This window comes from Geobacter psychrophilus (assembly GCF_056821595.1).
In genome coordinates this window covers 4,152,411-4,168,595 of the sequence record NZ_JBXDTU010000004.1, presented here as the reverse complement: position 1 = coordinate 4,168,595, position 16,185 = coordinate 4,152,411, and the positions used below count along the sequence as shown (strand labels likewise).

At 52.7% G+C, this 16,185-nt stretch carries 13 protein-coding genes and 1 tRNA gene; 2 read left to right on the top strand and 12 right to left on the bottom strand.

All coding sequences use genetic code 11. From position 1 onward, the window contains the following. Positions 1–59: 59 nt before the first annotated feature. From ACOCF6_RS21940 to ACOCF6_RS21930, 3 genes are all read right to left on the bottom strand, one after another. A complete protein-coding gene (locus ACOCF6_RS21940) occupies positions 60–350 on the bottom strand; it encodes a J domain-containing protein (RefSeq protein ID WP_482462459.1) in 291 nt (96 codons plus the stop codon). Beyond that, positions 347–937, bottom strand: coding sequence for a class I SAM-dependent methyltransferase (locus ACOCF6_RS21935; RefSeq protein WP_482462458.1), 591 nt, complete (start codon positions 935–937; stop codon positions 347–349). The genes ACOCF6_RS21940 and ACOCF6_RS21935 overlap by 4 nt, the downstream gene beginning before the upstream one ends. 134 nt (positions 938–1,071) lie before the next feature. Continuing rightward, positions 1,072–1,260, bottom strand: a complete 189-nt coding sequence (locus ACOCF6_RS21930; protein WP_482462457.1) for an FmdB family zinc ribbon protein — start codon at positions 1,258–1,260, stop codon at positions 1,072–1,074. 171 nt (positions 1,261–1,431) lie between these two features. On the opposite strand from ACOCF6_RS21930, the gene ACOCF6_RS21925 reads away from it, so the two are divergent. Further along, positions 1,432–1,926 carry a cytochrome P460 family protein gene (locus ACOCF6_RS21925; protein WP_482462456.1) on the top strand — a complete coding sequence of 165 codons (495 nt, stop codon included), beginning with the start codon at positions 1,432–1,434 and terminating at the stop codon, positions 1,924–1,926. A gap of 407 nt (positions 1,927–2,333) precedes the next feature. On the opposite strand, the gene ACOCF6_RS21920 is transcribed toward ACOCF6_RS21925, so the two are convergent. Beyond that, positions 2,334–2,431: transfer RNA gene (locus ACOCF6_RS21920), tRNA-Sec, on the bottom strand. A 153-nt stretch (positions 2,432–2,584) separates the two neighbouring features. On the opposite strand from ACOCF6_RS21920, the gene ACOCF6_RS21915 reads away from it, so the two are divergent. Continuing rightward, positions 2,585–4,354 carry a M3 family oligoendopeptidase gene (locus tag ACOCF6_RS21915; protein WP_482462455.1) on the top strand — a complete coding sequence of 590 codons (1,770 nt, stop codon included), beginning with the start codon at positions 2,585–2,587 and terminating at the stop codon, positions 4,352–4,354. A 7-nt stretch (positions 4,355–4,361) separates the two neighbouring features. Here the strand turns inward: ACOCF6_RS21915 and ACOCF6_RS21910 are convergent, their stop codons facing one another. The 8 genes from ACOCF6_RS21910 to pilB are packed head-to-tail and all read right to left on the bottom strand — an operon-like array spanning position 4,362 to position 16,133. Next, positions 4,362–5,840 (bottom strand): alpha-amylase, encoded by a 1,479-nt coding sequence (locus ACOCF6_RS21910; RefSeq protein ID WP_482462454.1) that lies wholly within the window; start codon positions 5,838–5,840, stop codon positions 4,362–4,364. Between the two features lie 25 nt (positions 5,841–5,865). Further along, on the bottom strand, positions 5,866–8,493 hold the full coding sequence (locus tag ACOCF6_RS21905; RefSeq protein ID WP_482462453.1) for a cation-translocating P-type ATPase: 2,628 nt from the start codon (positions 8,491–8,493) through the stop codon (positions 5,866–5,868). Beyond that, the gene (locus ACOCF6_RS21900) at positions 8,493–9,236 is read right to left on the bottom strand and encodes a hypothetical protein (protein ID WP_482462452.1); all 744 of its coding nucleotides are present in this window, start codon (positions 9,234–9,236) and stop codon (positions 8,493–8,495) included. The genes ACOCF6_RS21905 and ACOCF6_RS21900 overlap by 1 nt, the downstream gene beginning before the upstream one ends. A gap of 34 nt (positions 9,237–9,270) precedes the next feature. Continuing rightward, the gene (locus tag ACOCF6_RS21895; protein WP_482462451.1) at positions 9,271–10,437 is read right to left on the bottom strand and encodes an ABC transporter permease; all 1,167 of its coding nucleotides are present in this window, start codon (positions 10,435–10,437) and stop codon (positions 9,271–9,273) included. A 4-nt stretch (positions 10,438–10,441) separates the two neighbouring features. Then, the gene (locus ACOCF6_RS21890) at positions 10,442–12,073 is read right to left on the bottom strand and encodes a two-component system sensor histidine kinase NtrB (RefSeq protein WP_482462450.1); all 1,632 of its coding nucleotides are present in this window, start codon (positions 12,071–12,073) and stop codon (positions 10,442–10,444) included. A gap of 2 nt (positions 12,074–12,075) precedes the next feature. Continuing rightward, entirely contained in the window at positions 12,076–13,293 is a 1,218-nt protein-coding gene (locus ACOCF6_RS21885; RefSeq protein ID WP_482462449.1) for a type II secretion system F family protein, read from the bottom strand. A gap of 24 nt (positions 13,294–13,317) precedes the next feature. Continuing rightward, positions 13,318–14,415, bottom strand: coding sequence for a type IV pilus twitching motility protein PilT (locus tag ACOCF6_RS21880; RefSeq protein ID WP_482462448.1), 1,098 nt, complete (start codon positions 14,413–14,415; stop codon positions 13,318–13,320). Between the two features lie 11 nt (positions 14,416–14,426). Next, positions 14,427–16,133, bottom strand: coding sequence for a type IV-A pilus assembly ATPase PilB (gene pilB / locus ACOCF6_RS21875; RefSeq protein WP_482462447.1), 1,707 nt, complete (start codon positions 16,131–16,133; stop codon positions 14,427–14,429). Between the last annotated feature and the right edge of the window lie 52 nt (positions 16,134–16,185).

Sequence of the window (16,185 nt, the reverse complement as noted above, 5' to 3'; positions counted from 1 at the left end):
AATTCGTGCTCTTTGCCTCACCTGCTGCATGATCGAGACAAAAGAAATTCAGGGAAAAACTACCGCTTCCCCCACAACGGAGTGTCCATGAACTGCTGACGCAACCGTTCATCCGGGTTCTGTTCGTAAAACTCATCTTCGGCAAAGGAAAACTGATATTCGGTTATGTAATCGAGTAGTGTTCTATAAGCAGCATTTACTCTTTGAATTGTATCTTTATCATCAGGGTTACCAGTATCTGGATGGTGGCGCTTCACTAACTCTCGATGACGAGTTTTTATCTCTTTGAGATTGCTTCTATCCCGTAAGCCAAGTACCCGAAGAGATTCCTGCAGGTCAGCGTACGTCATGGCTTAACGCCTAATATCTGGACAACCGAAGCCAATCCCGTATGCCTGCTCCCTTCACGCACTTCCCGTTCTATTTTTACTGCATGGATAAACTTCAGCCCGGCAAGTTCCTGCATAAGATCATCCAGCGACATGAGCATATCGGGAGATTGTGGGCCACCAGTATTGTAGTTACGTTGCTCCTTGCTGAACGCTTCCAGTATGAATACTCCACCTGGCTTCAACCCTTGCACCGCTGCCTGGTGGAGTGGAATACGGATTGTCGAAGGCACGTGGCAATAACAGGCGATGACTCCATCCCACTGTTCCGGCTCGATCTTGAACTCACTCAGGTCTGCGTGGATTGTCGTGATGGTTACACCATGTTCTAATGCCAGTTCTTGTGCTTTGCGCAGCCCCGCTTCCGACCCGTCAACACCGGTTACCCCATATCCGAGTGATGCCAGATAGACGGCGTTTCTTCCTTCACCCTCTGCAAGAGACAGAATTTTTCCTTTCGGAATCCTGTTAGCTTCCGAAGCGATAAATTCATTCGGGGCCGTGCCGTATGCAAAGCCCCGTTCACTGTAGCGTTCATCCCAGTCCATGGATGAATTCCTCCTTGTTTACTCGGTTGCCAAATCAGGCAGGTATAAAGAGCTTTACTAATGGCTCGACTGATATACCAAATATGATCGCACACTGTTTTAATAGTAACGCCAACCTGGCGTTATCGAGGTCTTCAACCGCCACCACTGGAACATCCGGCTGACGACGACACCACTCCTCCAACAGGCGAAAAAGTCGACAACTCTCTCTTAACATCAGAAGAACTGCAGGAGGGGCATTCAGATGGTTGCGTGGAGCTGTCTTTCTGCAATTTTTCAAAGTGGTAGCCACATTTCATGCATGAGTACTCGTAAATTGGCATATCCTCGTCTCCTTGTAATGAAATATTCAAATTATTGAATACAATAATCGGGCCCCATGATTCTGTCAATTATATACATGCCGGCTTATTGAAATGAACGGTACTAATGCTATTATTAAAACAGCCATACATTGCTGTCTGGGTAACTCAAATCATATCAAGGAGGTTTTTATGGGGAGATTTTTTTTGGCCTGTGTAGTTTTACTCTATGTTGCAGGAACTCTCGTTGCAGCAGATCTGCCTACGGCACCAAACGGAATTGCCATCTACCCTGATTATATGTCATGGAAGGTCGTGGCTCCCTCGTATCGGGAAGACAAGTGTCATATCCGCGTCATTACTGGAAACGAAACTGCTATCACAGCTCTACGCGCCGGCAAAAAGCCGCTTCCCGATGGCAGCGTACTTGCTAAAGTTGCCTGGAAGGCCGAAAAACATCCCAACTTTCCGGTTGCTACCGAACCGGGGTCATTTGTTCAGGTTGAGTTTATGGTGAAGGATGCCAAGAAGTACAAAGATACCGGTGGCTGGGGCTTTGCCCGTTTTTTAGGTAATGAACTAAAACCATACGGCAAGGATGCAAGTTTTGTAAGCGAATGTTTCGGGTGCCATATACCGGTTGCTAATAATGATTACCTCTTTACAAAAATCGTCAAGACACCTTGATGTGCTTATTCATATAAGCTCTGCCACAACCAACCGGTAGAGCTTATATGATGCTGCATTCCTATTTGTGCAACACTCTTCTTTTCCTCCCCAATTCAGGATTCTTGCTTGCATCTTCATATAGTTTTCGTTCCCTTATAAGAGGAATAGAATAGTCACCAGGTATTCTCCAGGAGTCACCAAGATACATCCATGGGGCAAAGGCGGACAGGTTGTAGCTTTTCTCGAGCTGAATCGGCTCTGACCGCATATTCATAATGAAGAGCCCCCCTGCTGTCGGCACGCACCTGATGGCTTCCGCTGAACGGCATTGCTCCCGGATCCTGTACTCCCATGTCACCGTGCGCACCTGTAAGCCATCTGCGCTCCCATGAATGGTTTAAGTGAAGGTAAAAAAATGTACAGCATGGCGGAGAATCACAGGAATCGAACCTGCCAGGGAGATTTCTCATCCCCCTCACCAGTTTTGAAGACTGGGCGGCCCACCAGCGACCGAAGATTCTCCTCTACAACATGCTGTTATTACATATAATTTTGACATTATACATAACCGGTACTTTTTTGCACCATAATATTGATGATCTGATATATTGGCAGCAGACGTGCAGCCCAACATCCCTGCCTGACTATAAAAACACCGTTCACATGGAGACGATAAATGACCACCACTGACCTTACCTGGAACACCGCACTGCTGTACCCCGCACCGGATTCACCGCAGCTAGAAAACGACCTGGCTTCCTTTGAAGCCCTGGCCGCCGACTTCCGCCAGCGATACTTTGAAAAAATAGCCGGCCTGGACGCGGCAGCTATACTGACAGCAGTTCGGGAATACGAGTGCCTGCAGGTACACATGACCAGGGCCTTCTGCTACGCTCACCTGCTTTTTGCCGAAGATTCTGGCAACAAGACCTATCTGGCCCTTTCACAACGCTGCTCGGAACTGGGAAACCGACTTTCCCAGCAATTGCTGTTTTTTGATCTGGAGCTGATGGAACTGACAGATGACCGTTTTGCGGCCTTCTGCGAACTGCCCGAGGCTCAAGGATATGTACATTTCCTGAGCGGCATCCGCAAGTTCCGCCCCTACACCCTCAAGGAAAACGAAGAACGCCTGCTGACCCGCAAGGAACTGACCGGCATGCGCGCCTTTACCAAGCTGTTCGACGAGCTATCGGCCTCCTTCAGCTACCGCATGGAAATGGACGGAACGGAGCGTGATTTCACCGGCGAGGAGCTGCTCTCCCTGCTGCACCATACCTCAGCTGATGTCCGCTTTCGGGCCTTTACTACCTTTCTGGAGAAGCATGCTGAAAACGGGATCGTCTATAACGCCGTCTTCAACAACATGGCTCTGGACCATGGCCAGGAGATGGAACTGCGCGGTTACGATTCGTCGATCCAGCCGACCAACATCGGCAACGAGATTCCGGATGAAGCGGTCGAACACCTGATGGCGGTCACCGAGGCCAATTTCGGACTGGCCCAGGAATATTTCCGGCTCAAGGCCAAGATGCTCGGTATGGACAAGATCCGCAATACCGACGTGTATGCACCGGTGGTAGAATCCGAACGGAAGTACGACTTTACCGAGGCCCGTGACATGGTCGTGGCATCTTATGGCGACTATGACCCGGAGTTCGGCCGGATCGTGGGGGCATTCTTTGATGAGCGCCGGGTGGATGTCATGCCGCGCACCGGCAAGTCAGGGGGCGCCTTTGCCATGGGCGTATCGCCCGAAGCCCCCCCCTTCCTGCTGCTCAACTACACCGGTACCCTGCGGGATCTGGCCACCATCGCCCATGAGGCCGGCCATGGCCTGCATTTCGTCCTGGCCCAGAAGCAGACCATGCTCAACTATCACGCCCCCCTGCCCCTGGCTGAGACCGCCTCGGTCTTCGGTGAGATGCTGCTGACCAGGGCGCTGCTGGACAACGAGAGTGACCCGATCGTACGCAAGTCACTGCTCTGCGCCAAGATCGAGGATATCATCGCCACCACCTTCCGTCAGACCGTGCTGACCCGCTTTGAACTGCGCCTGCACGCCGAACGCAAAAACGGCCTGCTCTCAAATGACCGCATCGGTAACATCTGGCTGGAGGAGAACGCCAAGCTGTTCGGCGATGCGGTCGAAATGATCCCGGCCTACCGGTGGGGCTGGAGCTACATCAGCCACTTCATTCACTCCCGCTTTTACTGCTACTCCTACACCTTTGCCGAGCTGCTGGTCCTAGCGCTGTTCCAGAAATACCGCGAAGACGGCGACAGTTTCAAACCGGGCTACCGCAAACTGCTGGAATCGGGCGGCGCACTGTCACCGGCCGACACGGCGCGTCTGGCCGGGATCGACATCACGGAAGGTGATTTCTGGCAGAAGGGCTATGACTTCCTGGATGGGCTGATCAAGGAACTGAAGGGACTCATCTAGAGAGGCACTACACCTCCACCCATACCGAAACCTTGCCGCCCGGACAGCGGAACTCGCCCCAGCCGTCTCCGTTGGTCAGTACCGGCTGTGTCACATGACCGGTGATGTCGCTGAAGGTTGCCAGGCGACGCTCGACATTCATCCACTTGAAGCCGTCCTGACCGTTGCTCATGATCACCGCCAGGGCCTTGGGATGCAGCCCGTCCCCCAGTCGCGTCCAGCCGATGGTGTTGGGGTGGTCGAAATAATCGACCTGCGAACCGTAGGCATGCTGTCGGCGGGCATACAGGAACTTGTCGAGCAGGAAACGGTGTGTTGCCAGGGAGATGTTGTTAACATTGCCGTCCCGCCCCTTGTCTGAGTACTCGGCACCGTAGTAATCGGGATAAAAGACGCATGGGTAGCCCTCGCCCCGCAACAGGATCAGGGCATAGGCCAGCGGCTTGAACCAGGCTTCCACCGTTGACTCCAGGGCCTGCAGGGGTTGGGAATCATGGTTGTCCACGAAGGTGACGGCGTGGGTCGGTCGGGTCTGCATGAGCGTGCCATCCAGGATGCGGCGCAGGTCATACTCCCTGCCCAGTCGTCCGGCTCTATGGAAATTGAAGTGCAGCGGCACGTCAAAGACCGACATCCTGCCGCCGACATCATTTATATACCAGAGCAGTGCAGCCAGGTTGTCGGCCCAGTACTCACCGACCATGAACAGTTCGCGGCCGGCATGTTTTTCTAGGGCATCATGCCATTCCGGAAAGAACCAGGCCGCAATGTGCTTGATGGCATCCAGGCGGAATCCGTCCACTCCGGTTGTATCCAGGTACCACGTAGCCCACGTGGTTATCTCTTCCCGTACTTCGGGATCCTGAAAATCGATATCGCACCCCATCAGGTAGGCGTAGTTGCCGAACTCCAGCGAGACATCATCGTCGAAACGTTTGCCCTCCAGCAGATAGACCGTATCGCGCTCATTCGGCTGGAGGTCGTCGTAATCAACAGCATCGAAATGCTTGCAGGTCCAGAGGAAAGCGGAATAGGCACCCTTGCGGCCGGGGTAGGTAAAACCGGTGTAAGCACTGATCCGGCGCGCCGGACCCTTGGGATTGAGTCGATCGCCCCGCGGATAGGGTGTTGCATTGCAGGGTTCAGCCTGATCGGCTCCCATGCGGTGATTGAGAACCGTGTCGCCATAAACCTGGATGCGGTTGGCCTTGAGACTCTCCACGGCCTTCAGATACTGCGCCTTAGTGCCGTACTTCGTGCGCACTGAGCCCTTCTGGTCAAATTCACCCAGGTCATACATGTCGTACACGCCGTACCCCACATCACTCCTGCCGCCGATTCCTTTGTAGGCCGGCGGCAGCCAGAGTGCCGTTACGCCGGCGGCTGCCAGCTCACCTGCCCTGGCAGCCGTCTGCTCCCACAGACTGCCGTCGTCGGGTATGTACCAGTGGAAATACTGCATCATGACACCATTGATTTCAGACATGACGATCCTCCTTGTAGTCACTCACTTATACGCGCGGCTTAGACAGTGTTTTTTCCAGTTCCAGCACCGTAAATACTGTCACTCCGGGCCCGATAACCCAGGCCAAGGATTCGAGGGTCAGCGGCATCGTCCTGAAAATCGGCTGCAGTACCGGCAGGTACACTACCGCGGCCTGTAAAACGATAACAGCGACAACCATAGCCAGCAATAACGGATTGGTGAACAGGCCCATACGGAAGAACGAGTGATCAAATGAACGCAGGGCCATGGCCTGACCGATCTGGGCAAAGGCCAGGGATGTGAACAGTACGGTCTGCCAGGTGCCGGCAGGATGTCCGGCCCAGTAATGTCTGGTCAGCAGGATCGTGGTGAGACCGATCATGCCCCCGGTCAGCAGTGTATGGCGGATCATGCGGCGGTCGAAGATCTGCGAGGTCGGGAAGATCGGCGGCCGGTTCATGACATCCGGCTCAGGTCGTTCGACCCCCATTCCCAGCCCCAGCAGACCATCGGTCAGCAGGTTCAGCCAAAGCAGCTGCAGCGGGGTCAACGGATTGGGCAGCCCCAGGAACGGGAGCAGCAGCACGGCCAGAATTTTGCCCAGGTTGCCGGCCACAGAGAATTCGATGAATTTGCGGATGTTGTCATAGATGGTACGTCCTTCTTCTACCGCTGCCACAATTGTGGCAAAGTTGTCGTCCAACAGCACCATGTCGGCGGCCTCCTTGGCAACATCGGATCCGCTGATGCCCATGGCCACACCGATACCGGCCTTCTTCAAAGCCGGGGCATCGTTGACGCCGTCGCCGGTCATGGCCACCACCTCACCCTGCCCCTGCAGTGTCTGGACAATCAGAAGCTTGTGCTCGGGGGATACCCGCGAATAGACGGAGACCTCATCTATCCGCTCTGCAAGTCCGGAGGCACCGAGAACATCGAGCTCACGGCCGGTCAATACCCCTCCGGATGACATAATACCGACCTGCGAAGCGATTGTCTGTGCGGTCAGGGGATGATCCCCGGTGATCATGATCGGCCGGATACCTGCCTTGAGGCAACGTGATACCGCCTCGCGCGCCTCGGCTCGCGGGGGATCCATCATGGCGATCAGGCCCAGCAGGGACAGCCCCTGCTGACAAGCTTCAAGATCCAGTATTTCAGAGGCATGAACAACACGGTAGGCCACCGCCAGCACCCGTTGTCCCTGGGAGGCCAGGGCATTGACCTGCTCTGATACCGCTGACTGGAGCAACTCGTCGATGCTGCAGATCGGCATGATTGCATCCGAAGCGCCTTTTGCAAACAACAGGCGGTCGCCGTCTTGAAGTGACATCCCCTGCAGCAGGTGGTGTTGCCCCCCTCCAGCTGTCACACTATGAATTGTCAGCATGCGCTTGACGTTTGAATCAAAGGGCACTTCAGCTATCCGCGGAAACTGCGCCTCCAGCTCGGGACGATAGATTCCCTGGCGTGCCGCCTCCTGCAGCAGAGCACCTTCGGTCGGATCGCCCACAACCGATGCTTGTCCGTCCAGATTCTGCAGCATGGCATCATTGCAGAGGGTCGCCGCAATCCGCAGCATACTCACATCCTCATTATCTGATTGGCCGGCCAATTTCCTGGCATTGACCAGTGCCGTAACCGTCATCCGGTTTTCGGTCAAGGTGCCGGTCTTATCCGTACAGATAACAGTTACAGACCCCAGGGTTTCCACAGCCGGCAGTTTCCGGATCAGGGCCCGCCGCTTGAGCATCCGCTGCGCAGCAATGGCCAGCGTGATCGTCACAACCGCGGGCAAGCCCTCGGGAATGGCGGCCACGGCCAGGCTCACCGCTGTCATGAGCATATCCCGCATGGCCTCACCCCGCCAGATGCCCAGTCCGAAGATCAGACAAGCGATCAGGACGGCTAGTGCGGCGAGGATTTTCCCGAGCCGGTCAAGCCGCTTTTGCAGAGGTGTCAATTCGTTCTGCACGCTCTGGATCATCCCGGCAATCCGCCCCAGTTCGGTTCGCATGCCGGTCGCCACCACCAGCGCCTCTCCACGCCCGGTCGTAGCGACGGTGCCCATCCAGATCATGTTCAGGCGGTCACCGATTGGCAATGTTTCATCTGTCAGGGGGCGGGTATGCTTCTCAACAGCCTCGGTCTCGCCGGTCAGAAGGGATTCCTGGACCTTGAGCGAAAACGCACCCAGCAGACGGCAGTCTGCCGGAATCAGATTGCCCGCCTCCAGCAGAATGACATCCCCGCTCACCAGTTCCGTTGCCTGAATTTCGGATACAGTACCGTTCCGGCGGACCCGTACGGTCGGCACCGCCAATCGTTTGAGGGCCCGCATGGAACGTTCGGCCCGATACTCCTGCACAAAGCCGAGCAGTGCAAACAGGCAGACAATCGCCAGAATAGTCAATGCATCCCGGTAGGAACCGATCACCAGCGAGGCCACGGCCGCAGCCGTAAGTATCAACGCCATGGTTGAGGTGCACTGTTCCCACAGGATTCGCCAGGGTGAAATACCGCCGGAATCGGTCAGCTCATTGGCGCCCTGCCCGAACAGTCGCTGGGCCGCATCGGCGGAATCAAGCCCCCGAGTGGGGTCAACCGAGAGATGGGCACAGGCCTCGCTGGTTTCCACAGTATGCCACTGCATCAGTATACCTGTGGATCAGGATGTTCAAGCATAGGATTAAGGCGGACGGCCAGGGAAAACAGGTAGGGATAGTCATGTTTGAGATGCTTCATGTAATAGACCCATTCGCGGGAAAGATATCCAAAAGCCCTCTTGATATCGCCGTTGATATGTTCCAGGTCCGCAGTGGACATGCTGTCGAAGGACTGCCGGGCATCCAGTTCCTCCACCAGGTGAAAAACCGCCCAGAGCAGGTCGGTGAATTGTTCGTGCTCCAGCAGATTCTGGTTTTCCAGCAATCCGACCAGAAAGCTGCGCTTCGAAACCAGTAACGCTTTGAGCTGTTGTTTGTCACAGCTGCTGCAGTCGATCCGTGGGTCATGGGACCTGAGATACTCCTGCGCCCTCAGAAAATCGTCATCTTTCCACTGCCCGTTGACCAGCAGCCGGCTGCGCAACTCGTCACACATTACAACATAGGCGGACAGCTCCTTGAGCAGACGATTGCCGACCTCGCTGAAGAACACACCGATCACCATGTTCAGCTTGCGCATAATGTTCTGGCGTTCCCGTTCCCGCATGATCTGTTCAATCATCAGTGTCACAAATATCACGTAAATAGGCAGGAAAGCGAGATTACCTAGAAAACTGGAGGCGATATCCCTGGCACTGCCGATAATAAAATAATCCAGGAGGTACAGAATCGTTGAGACTACCGCCAGAATAACGAGCACAATATGCTTCTTAAAGGAAATGTATTTCATGTCACAATTCTCCATCTCATATAATTCAGGTTGGTCAACTTTCCCGCAGGGCATCAACAATTTTGAGTCGGCTTGCCCGAACAGCCGGGATGACACCCCCGATAAAACCCATCAGGATTGAGAACAGAAGCGATTTACAAGCAATATCAATTGTAAGGGTAAATGAAAACGCCAGTTCGGAAAAGGTCTGCCAGTTCATAGTGGATATAGTGATCAATTGCATGAAGGATGCGCACACAAGACCGGTTACCCCACCGATTCCGCCAAGAAAAAGTGCTTCCAGCAGGAAGGAAACCAGAATACTGGTGCGTTGAAAACCGAGCGCGCGCAATGTGCCGATCTCTCCTACGCGATTGGCTACAGCGGCATACATCGTGATCATGGCACCGATAATGGCACCCAGGGAAAATATGATGGTCAGGGATAATCCGAGAATGCGCAGAAATTTGGCCATGACTTCCGATTGTTCTCGGTAATACTGGGTTTCCCGGCGTACATCGATTGTCAGGCGCGGATCCTTGTACAGACGGGCTTGTACCTCTTTAAAATCGCTGCTGTTGGCAAGTTTGAATGTGATTGATGAATACACAGGGCGGCGGAACGACTGCATGAGCTGAACGGCATCGCCCCATATCTCTGAACTGAAACCGGTTGCTCCGGCATCAAAGATACCGACTACAGTCCAGTCGCGCATGCCGAAACGCAGCGACTCGCCAACTCCGGCACCCTTGAAGCGCTTGGCAATGCTGCTGCCGGCCATGATCTCTGTGGAACCGGGGTTGGGAAAACGGCCTTCCTGAAGTTGCACCTGCGGCCGCAACCTCATCGATGCGGGACTGATACCGCGAATAACAACGTTGGCAGGCTTGGCACTGTCACGCTTGGGGAGGCTGATCAGTACCACCAGTTCTTTAGCAAGAAGCGGGCTGCCATCCTTGTCGGTAGCAATGCCTGGAACGCTCTCCACAATGGACGCCTGCAATCGTTCTATCCCGCTTTGCACTTCGGAATTGGCAGATTTGCGCGTGACAATGACATTGTCTTCAGAACCGGTTTCAATCAGGGTCTTTTCCAGACCCGCCGAAAGCATGAGAATGGAAGCAAACACGAATACGACCAGCGCCATTCCGGAAGCGGTCAGAAAGGTCGTCAGGCGGCGGGTGAGCAGATTGCGGATACTGTATGAAATCGGGATGGCCATAGGATTACGCCGGCAGGATGATCGTAAAGCGACAGCCGCCATCCGCGGGTGAATCAGCACTGATGGAGCCGCCATGAGCCTCTATAATCCGGTAGACAATAGCAAGTCCAAGACCGGTTCCGTCAGCTTTTGTGGTCCAGAATGGTTCAAAGACATGTTTGGCGGTCTCCGCATCTATCCCCTTTCCGTTATCTGCAACTGTAATAAGCACTACCGGGGACTTGCGGAAACCGTTAGCGCCGCTCAGCTGATATCGCGCATCAATGATAATGGAACCACCGTCAGGCATGGCATCGGCTGAATTGTGCAGCAGATTCAAAAAAACCTGGCTGATCTGATGCAGGTCAGCTTGAATCATGACATGCGAGGGTACACGGTTGATTGTTTCAATGTTTACAAAGCGACTGTCGGCCAGCAGCAAAAGTCGCATATCTTCAATCATTGTCTTCAGATCAATAGCAACCTTGTCTGGCGATGGCGGTCTGGCATATACCAGAAAGTCAGTGATCAGCTTATTAAGGCGTTCAGATTCACGCAACACAATTTCAAGCAAGCGACTATCGTTACCCACAATCGAACCATGCTCGGCCAGCATCTGAACCGAGCCGCTCATTGCAGCCAGCGGATTTCGTATCTCATGTGCCATGCGGGCTGAAAGCTCGCCAAGAGCCACCAAACGGTCTGCACGCTTGAGCGCCTCTTCCATGCGCCGGATCCCGGTGATGTCCCGAAAGTTTATGATAACACTGGCGCCGTTTTTTTCGCTGTTTTCAAACTGGGCAGCACTGTACCCAAGAATCATCCGCAGGCCGTCCGGAGTGACATACTCAAACTCACCACGGATCACATCGGTACCCGATTCAAATTGATGCGCCAATTCCGGAAAAACAGAGCTGATCGGTTTATCGTAGGCCTCCTCCTGGGAAATACCGGTCAGGGATTCTGCATAGGGATTGAATACCCTGATATTTCCAAGCGGGTTTGTCGTCAGGAGACCGGTCTCGATATTGGAGACTATCTGTGTATTCAGCAGGGAAAGCTCTTCATAATTGATAATATTTTCCTGCAGTGCCGCCTCACTCTCCCGCGCCCGCTCCGAAAGAAAACCGGTAATAACGGCCGTCACTCCGAAGCCGATCACGTTGAGAAAAATTGTAAAGAAGAGGTGGGATTCTCCCAGTTGACGGGCAACTGCCTGACTGAGTCCTATTGATTCAAGCATCCCGAAATACTGGAAATCAACAATCGCCCCATACAGGATTCCGCACAAGGCAGCCGTGTAGAGTGCCTCACGGCGCCCAAGCAGAACACCTGAATTCATAATGGAGAGCAGGTAGAGGAAGGAATAAGGACTAAGGATGCCACCGGTAAACAGCAGCAGGAGCGTTACGAAAAGGACATCCCAGATGGACTGCAGGTAGGTGACAAAAAAACGGAATTTACCGAATCTGAGAACAAAATGCGATACAACCGAGAACAGGAAGGAAAACACCATCAGCCAGACTATTCCTGAACGGAAATAATCCAGGGCTGAGTCCGGTTCCTGATAATTCAGCAGAATTGTTGATGCCAGGAACAGAAAAGATACCACTATCCTGGCATAGATGAAGAACCTGAGCCTTCGATCAGGACCCATGCCTATCCGCCAACAGCCCCCGCCAGCTTGAAGATCGGCAGGTACATGGCAACAACCAGACCACCGACTGCAGTCCCGAGAAACACCATCAACAGGGGCTCCATCATGGCGGTCATGGCGCCAACGGCATCATCTACCTCATCATCATAGAAGTCGGCGATCTTGTTCAACATGGCATCCATGGCGCCAGTGGCCTCACCAACGGCAATCATCTGTACCACCATCGGTGGAAAGACACCACAGGCGGCCAATGGCTCGGCCATAGTCTTACCCTCGGATATAGCTTGGCGGACACCGTAGATCGCCTCTTCGACAATCTTGTTACCGGCAGTTTTGGCTACGATCTCCAGACCATCCATGATCGGAACACCGGAACTGACCATGGTGCCAAGTGTACGGGTAAATTTGGCTACCGCAACTTTACGGATCAGCGGACCGGCGATAGGAGCCCTAAGAGCCATGCGATCGATATTCTTTTGGCCGATCGGAGTTGAATAGTATTTTTTTATCAACCAGATGATGCCGTAACTAGCAGCAATAATAACAATAATATATTTGGACAGAAAATTACTGAGTGCAATCACAAAACGAGTAGGGGCGGGAAGTTCTCCTCCGAAATCTGCAAACATCTTGGCAAAGGTCGGGATGACGAAAACCAGGATAACACCCACGACGACTACTGCTATAGACATAATGGTTATCGGGTAGACCATGGCACCTTTGATCTGTTTTTTCAGCTTTTCCGCCTTTTCAATATAGGCCGCCAAACGCTGCAAAATCGTATCGAGAATACCGCCGACCTCACCGGCTGCAACCAGGTTGACGAAGAGTTGATCAAATGCCTTGGGATGCTTTCCGAGGGCATCGGCAAAGGTGGAACCGCTTTCGACACTCTCCTTTACCTTGTAGAGGATGTCCTGAAAGGCCTTGTTCTCCTGCTGGCTGGCCAGAATCTCAAGGCACTGCACCAGCGGCAGACCGGAGTCGATCATGGTAGCAAACTGACGGGTAAAGATAACCAGATCCTTGGTTGCGATCTTTCCGCCACCACCGAATTTGGGAAGCTTGAAACTGAGTCCTTTGACCGCCTCGGAAATAGCAATATTTGTAAAACCAAATTTTTTCAGCTGGGCTTCCACCATTTCCACATTTGCAGCCTCAATCACACCCTTCTGTGACCCGCCTGTCTTGGTACGCGCTTCCCAGTTATATTTCGGCATAGAGCTTTCTCCTTGTAATAGTTATCAACGTCCCATCGGACGACGTTGCATGCCAGCCGACGAATTACTGATCATCTGTTTAAGCTCGTCTGTGTCTGATGAACGGCCAAGCGCCTCTTCGAGGGATATCAGACGTTTGTTAACCAATGAACTCAGCGACTGGTTCATGGTCTGCATGCCGAATTTCTCCTGGCCAACCTGCATCTGGGAATAAATCTGGTGGACCTTATCCTCTCGAATCAGGTTACGTATGGCAGGATTTGGTACCATGATTTCAAGTGCCATGATTCGCCCCTTTGAATTCATCTTGGGCATCAGTGCCTGAGACATGACACCTTCAAGCACAAACGACAGTTGGGCACGGATCTGGGTCTGTTGATACGGGGGAAAGACATCGACTATGCGGTTGATGGTCTGGGCGCAGGAGTTGGTGTGCAATGTGGCAAGACAGAGATGTCCGGTTTCAGCTAGTGTCAAGGCCGCTTCAATGGTTTCGAGGTCGCGAAGCTCTCCTACCAGGACAACATCCGGGTCCTGACGCAAAATATATTTCAGGGCGTTCTTGAAACTTTTTGTATCAGCCCCAACTTCGCGCTGGTTGACCAGACAGCCTTTATGAGGATGGAGATATTCAATCGGGTCTTCGATCGTAACGATATGTTCATGACGGGATATATTGATATAATCAATAATGGAAGCCAGTGTCGTTGACTTTCCGCTGCCGGTGGGACCGGTAACCAGGATCAGACCCCGGGGTTTTGCTGCCAGTTCAGACACAACGGGTGGAAGATTCAGTTCTTCAAACGTCATGATCTTATAGGGGATGACTCGAAAAACACCAGCCACTGCCCCACGCTGGATGAAGACATTGCCCCTGAATCGCGAAAGTCCCTTGACTCCAAAGGAGAGATCAAGTTCATTTTCCTCTTCAAACTTGTGCTTCTGGGCGTCTGTCAGTACGCTGTAGCAGAGTTGCTTGGTTTCAACCTGATTCAAAGGAGGGAAGTCAAGAGGGGTCATCTTGCCGTCAACACGAATCTGCGGAGGTGTATTTGTGGAAATATGGAGATCTGACCCGTTGGACTCAACGAGGATCTTCAGCAATTGGTGAAGATTAAGCATGTAGTACCTCTCTAGTCATCGGATATCGTCACGCGTAATACCTCTTCAAAGGACGTAACACCTTCCTTCAGCTTGGTCAGTCCTGATTGCCGCATGGTTTTGATACCAAGTCGCATGGACTCACGCTTTATTTCTGCTGTATTGGCACCATTGAGGATCAATTCCCTGATTTCCTCCAGCATCGGCATGACCTGGTAAAAACCTACCCTGCCCTTATATCCGGTGTTGTTGCATACCGTGCAACCCTTGCCTTTCATACAGACATAGGTCGGTGCATCTTCAGGAGAAACTCCGGCATCAATCAGCGCCTGTGCCGGAATATCCTCAGGGGCCTTGCATTCAGCACACACGCGACGAGCCAGCCGTTGGGCAGTGATCAGGTTAACAGCAGAGGCTACCAGAAAAGGTTCAATACCCATATTGAGCAGTCGATTAATAGTTGCCGGGGCGTCATTGGTGTGCAGGGTTGAAAGAACCATGTGCCCGGTTAAGGCAGCCTTGACAGCTATTTCCGCCGTTTCGAAGTCACGAATCTCACCGATCATGATGATATCAGGATCCTGCCGTAAAAATGAACGCAGTGCGGCCGCAAAATTAAGACCGATATCCTCATGCATCTGACACTGGTTGATCCCGGCAAAGTTGAATTCGACCGGGTCTTCTGCCGTTGATATATTCTCGGAGACTTTATTCAGTTCGGCTATGGCCGAATAGAGAGAAACCGTTTTACCGCTACCGGTTGGACCGGTAACCAGCACCATGCCGAAGGGTTTATGGATTTCCCGCATGAAATGCGCCAAGGCCTCAGGCTCATATCCCAGTTTGGTCAAATCCGTTTGCAGATTGCCCTTGTCCAGAAGACGCATAACGATCTTCTCGCCAAATAGCGTCGGCAGACATGAAACACGGAAGTCCATATCCTTTCCGCCACCGAGTTTTATCTTGATGCGTCCATCTTGGGGAAGACGGCGTTCAGCAATATCCAGTTCAGCCATGATCTTGATGCGGGACGTGATGGCATTTTTCAGCTTAATAGGTGGCTTCATCACCTCGTAAAGTATTCCGTCGATCCGATAGCGAACCCGAAAGAGCCGTTCGTACGGTTCAATATGTATATCACTGGCTTTTTTCCTGATGGCATCTTGGAGAATGGCATTGACCATTTTTACAACCGGTGCATCCTCCGTGGCCCTTTCCAGAGAGGTAACATCAACATCATCGTCATCACCGACAATCTCCAGATCTTCCAGATCCATATCGCCCATGACATCAGCCAACGAGGCTGACTGGTCATAATGCTTGTCGATGGTTGCCTTGATGGCACTTTCAGATGCAACTACCATCTCGACGTTGTACCCGGTCATGAACTTGATGTCTTCAATGGCAAAGAGGTTTGAAGGATCACTGACGGCGACAATCAACGTGGCCCCAGCCCTGTTAACGGGGACGAGCTGATATTTCTGTACAACTTCCGGTGGAATTAGCTTGATAACGGCTGCATCAATTTCGTAATCAGAAAGGTTGACAGTGGGAACACCGAACTGTTTGGATAAAAATGAGGTGAGATTTTGTTCACTGATGAGATTTTGCTTGATAAGAATTGACCCAAGGCGCGCCTGGCCGCCTGAGAGTTTCTGTTCTTCGAGAGCTTTATCAAGCTGATCGCGAGCGATCAGATTGTTTTTAACCAGAATTTCTCCCAGTCGGTTTGACTGCATGTGTCCCCCGGGAACGTTTGATTGCGCGATTTTAGGCGGATTGACACTCGTT

Coding starts and splice junctions, on each gene's coding strand:
- ACOCF6_RS21890 (WP_482462450.1), bottom strand. CDS start 12,073: ATGGGTCCTGATCGAAGGCTCAGGTTCTTCATCTATGCCAGGATAGTG.
- ACOCF6_RS21915 (WP_482462455.1), top strand. CDS start 2,585: ATGACCACCACTGACCTTACCTGGAACACCGCACTGCTGTACCCCGCA.
- pilB (WP_482462447.1), bottom strand. CDS start 16,133: ATGCAGTCAAACCGACTGGGAGAAATTCTGGTTAAAAACAATCTGATC.
- ACOCF6_RS21895 (WP_482462451.1), bottom strand. CDS start 10,437: ATGGCCATCCCGATTTCATACAGTATCCGCAATCTGCTCACCCGCCGC.
- ACOCF6_RS21925 (WP_482462456.1), top strand. CDS start 1,432: ATGGGGAGATTTTTTTTGGCCTGTGTAGTTTTACTCTATGTTGCAGGA.
- ACOCF6_RS21900 (WP_482462452.1), bottom strand. CDS start 9,236: ATGAAATACATTTCCTTTAAGAAGCATATTGTGCTCGTTATTCTGGCG.
- ACOCF6_RS21880 (WP_482462448.1), bottom strand. CDS start 14,415: ATGCTTAATCTTCACCAATTGCTGAAGATCCTCGTTGAGTCCAACGGG.
- ACOCF6_RS21935 (WP_482462458.1), bottom strand. CDS start 937: ATGGACTGGGATGAACGCTACAGTGAACGGGGCTTTGCATACGGCACG.
- ACOCF6_RS21910 (WP_482462454.1), bottom strand. CDS start 5,840: ATGTCTGAAATCAATGGTGTCATGATGCAGTATTTCCACTGGTACATA.
- ACOCF6_RS21940 (WP_482462459.1), bottom strand. CDS start 350: ATGACGTACGCTGACCTGCAGGAATCTCTTCGGGTACTTGGCTTACGG.
- ACOCF6_RS21905 (WP_482462453.1), bottom strand. CDS start 8,493: ATGCAGTGGCATACTGTGGAAACCAGCGAGGCCTGTGCCCATCTCTCG.
- ACOCF6_RS21930 (WP_482462457.1), bottom strand. CDS start 1,260: ATGCCAATTTACGAGTACTCATGCATGAAATGTGGCTACCACTTTGAA.
- ACOCF6_RS21885 (WP_482462449.1), bottom strand. CDS start 13,293: ATGCCGAAATATAACTGGGAAGCGCGTACCAAGACAGGCGGGTCACAG.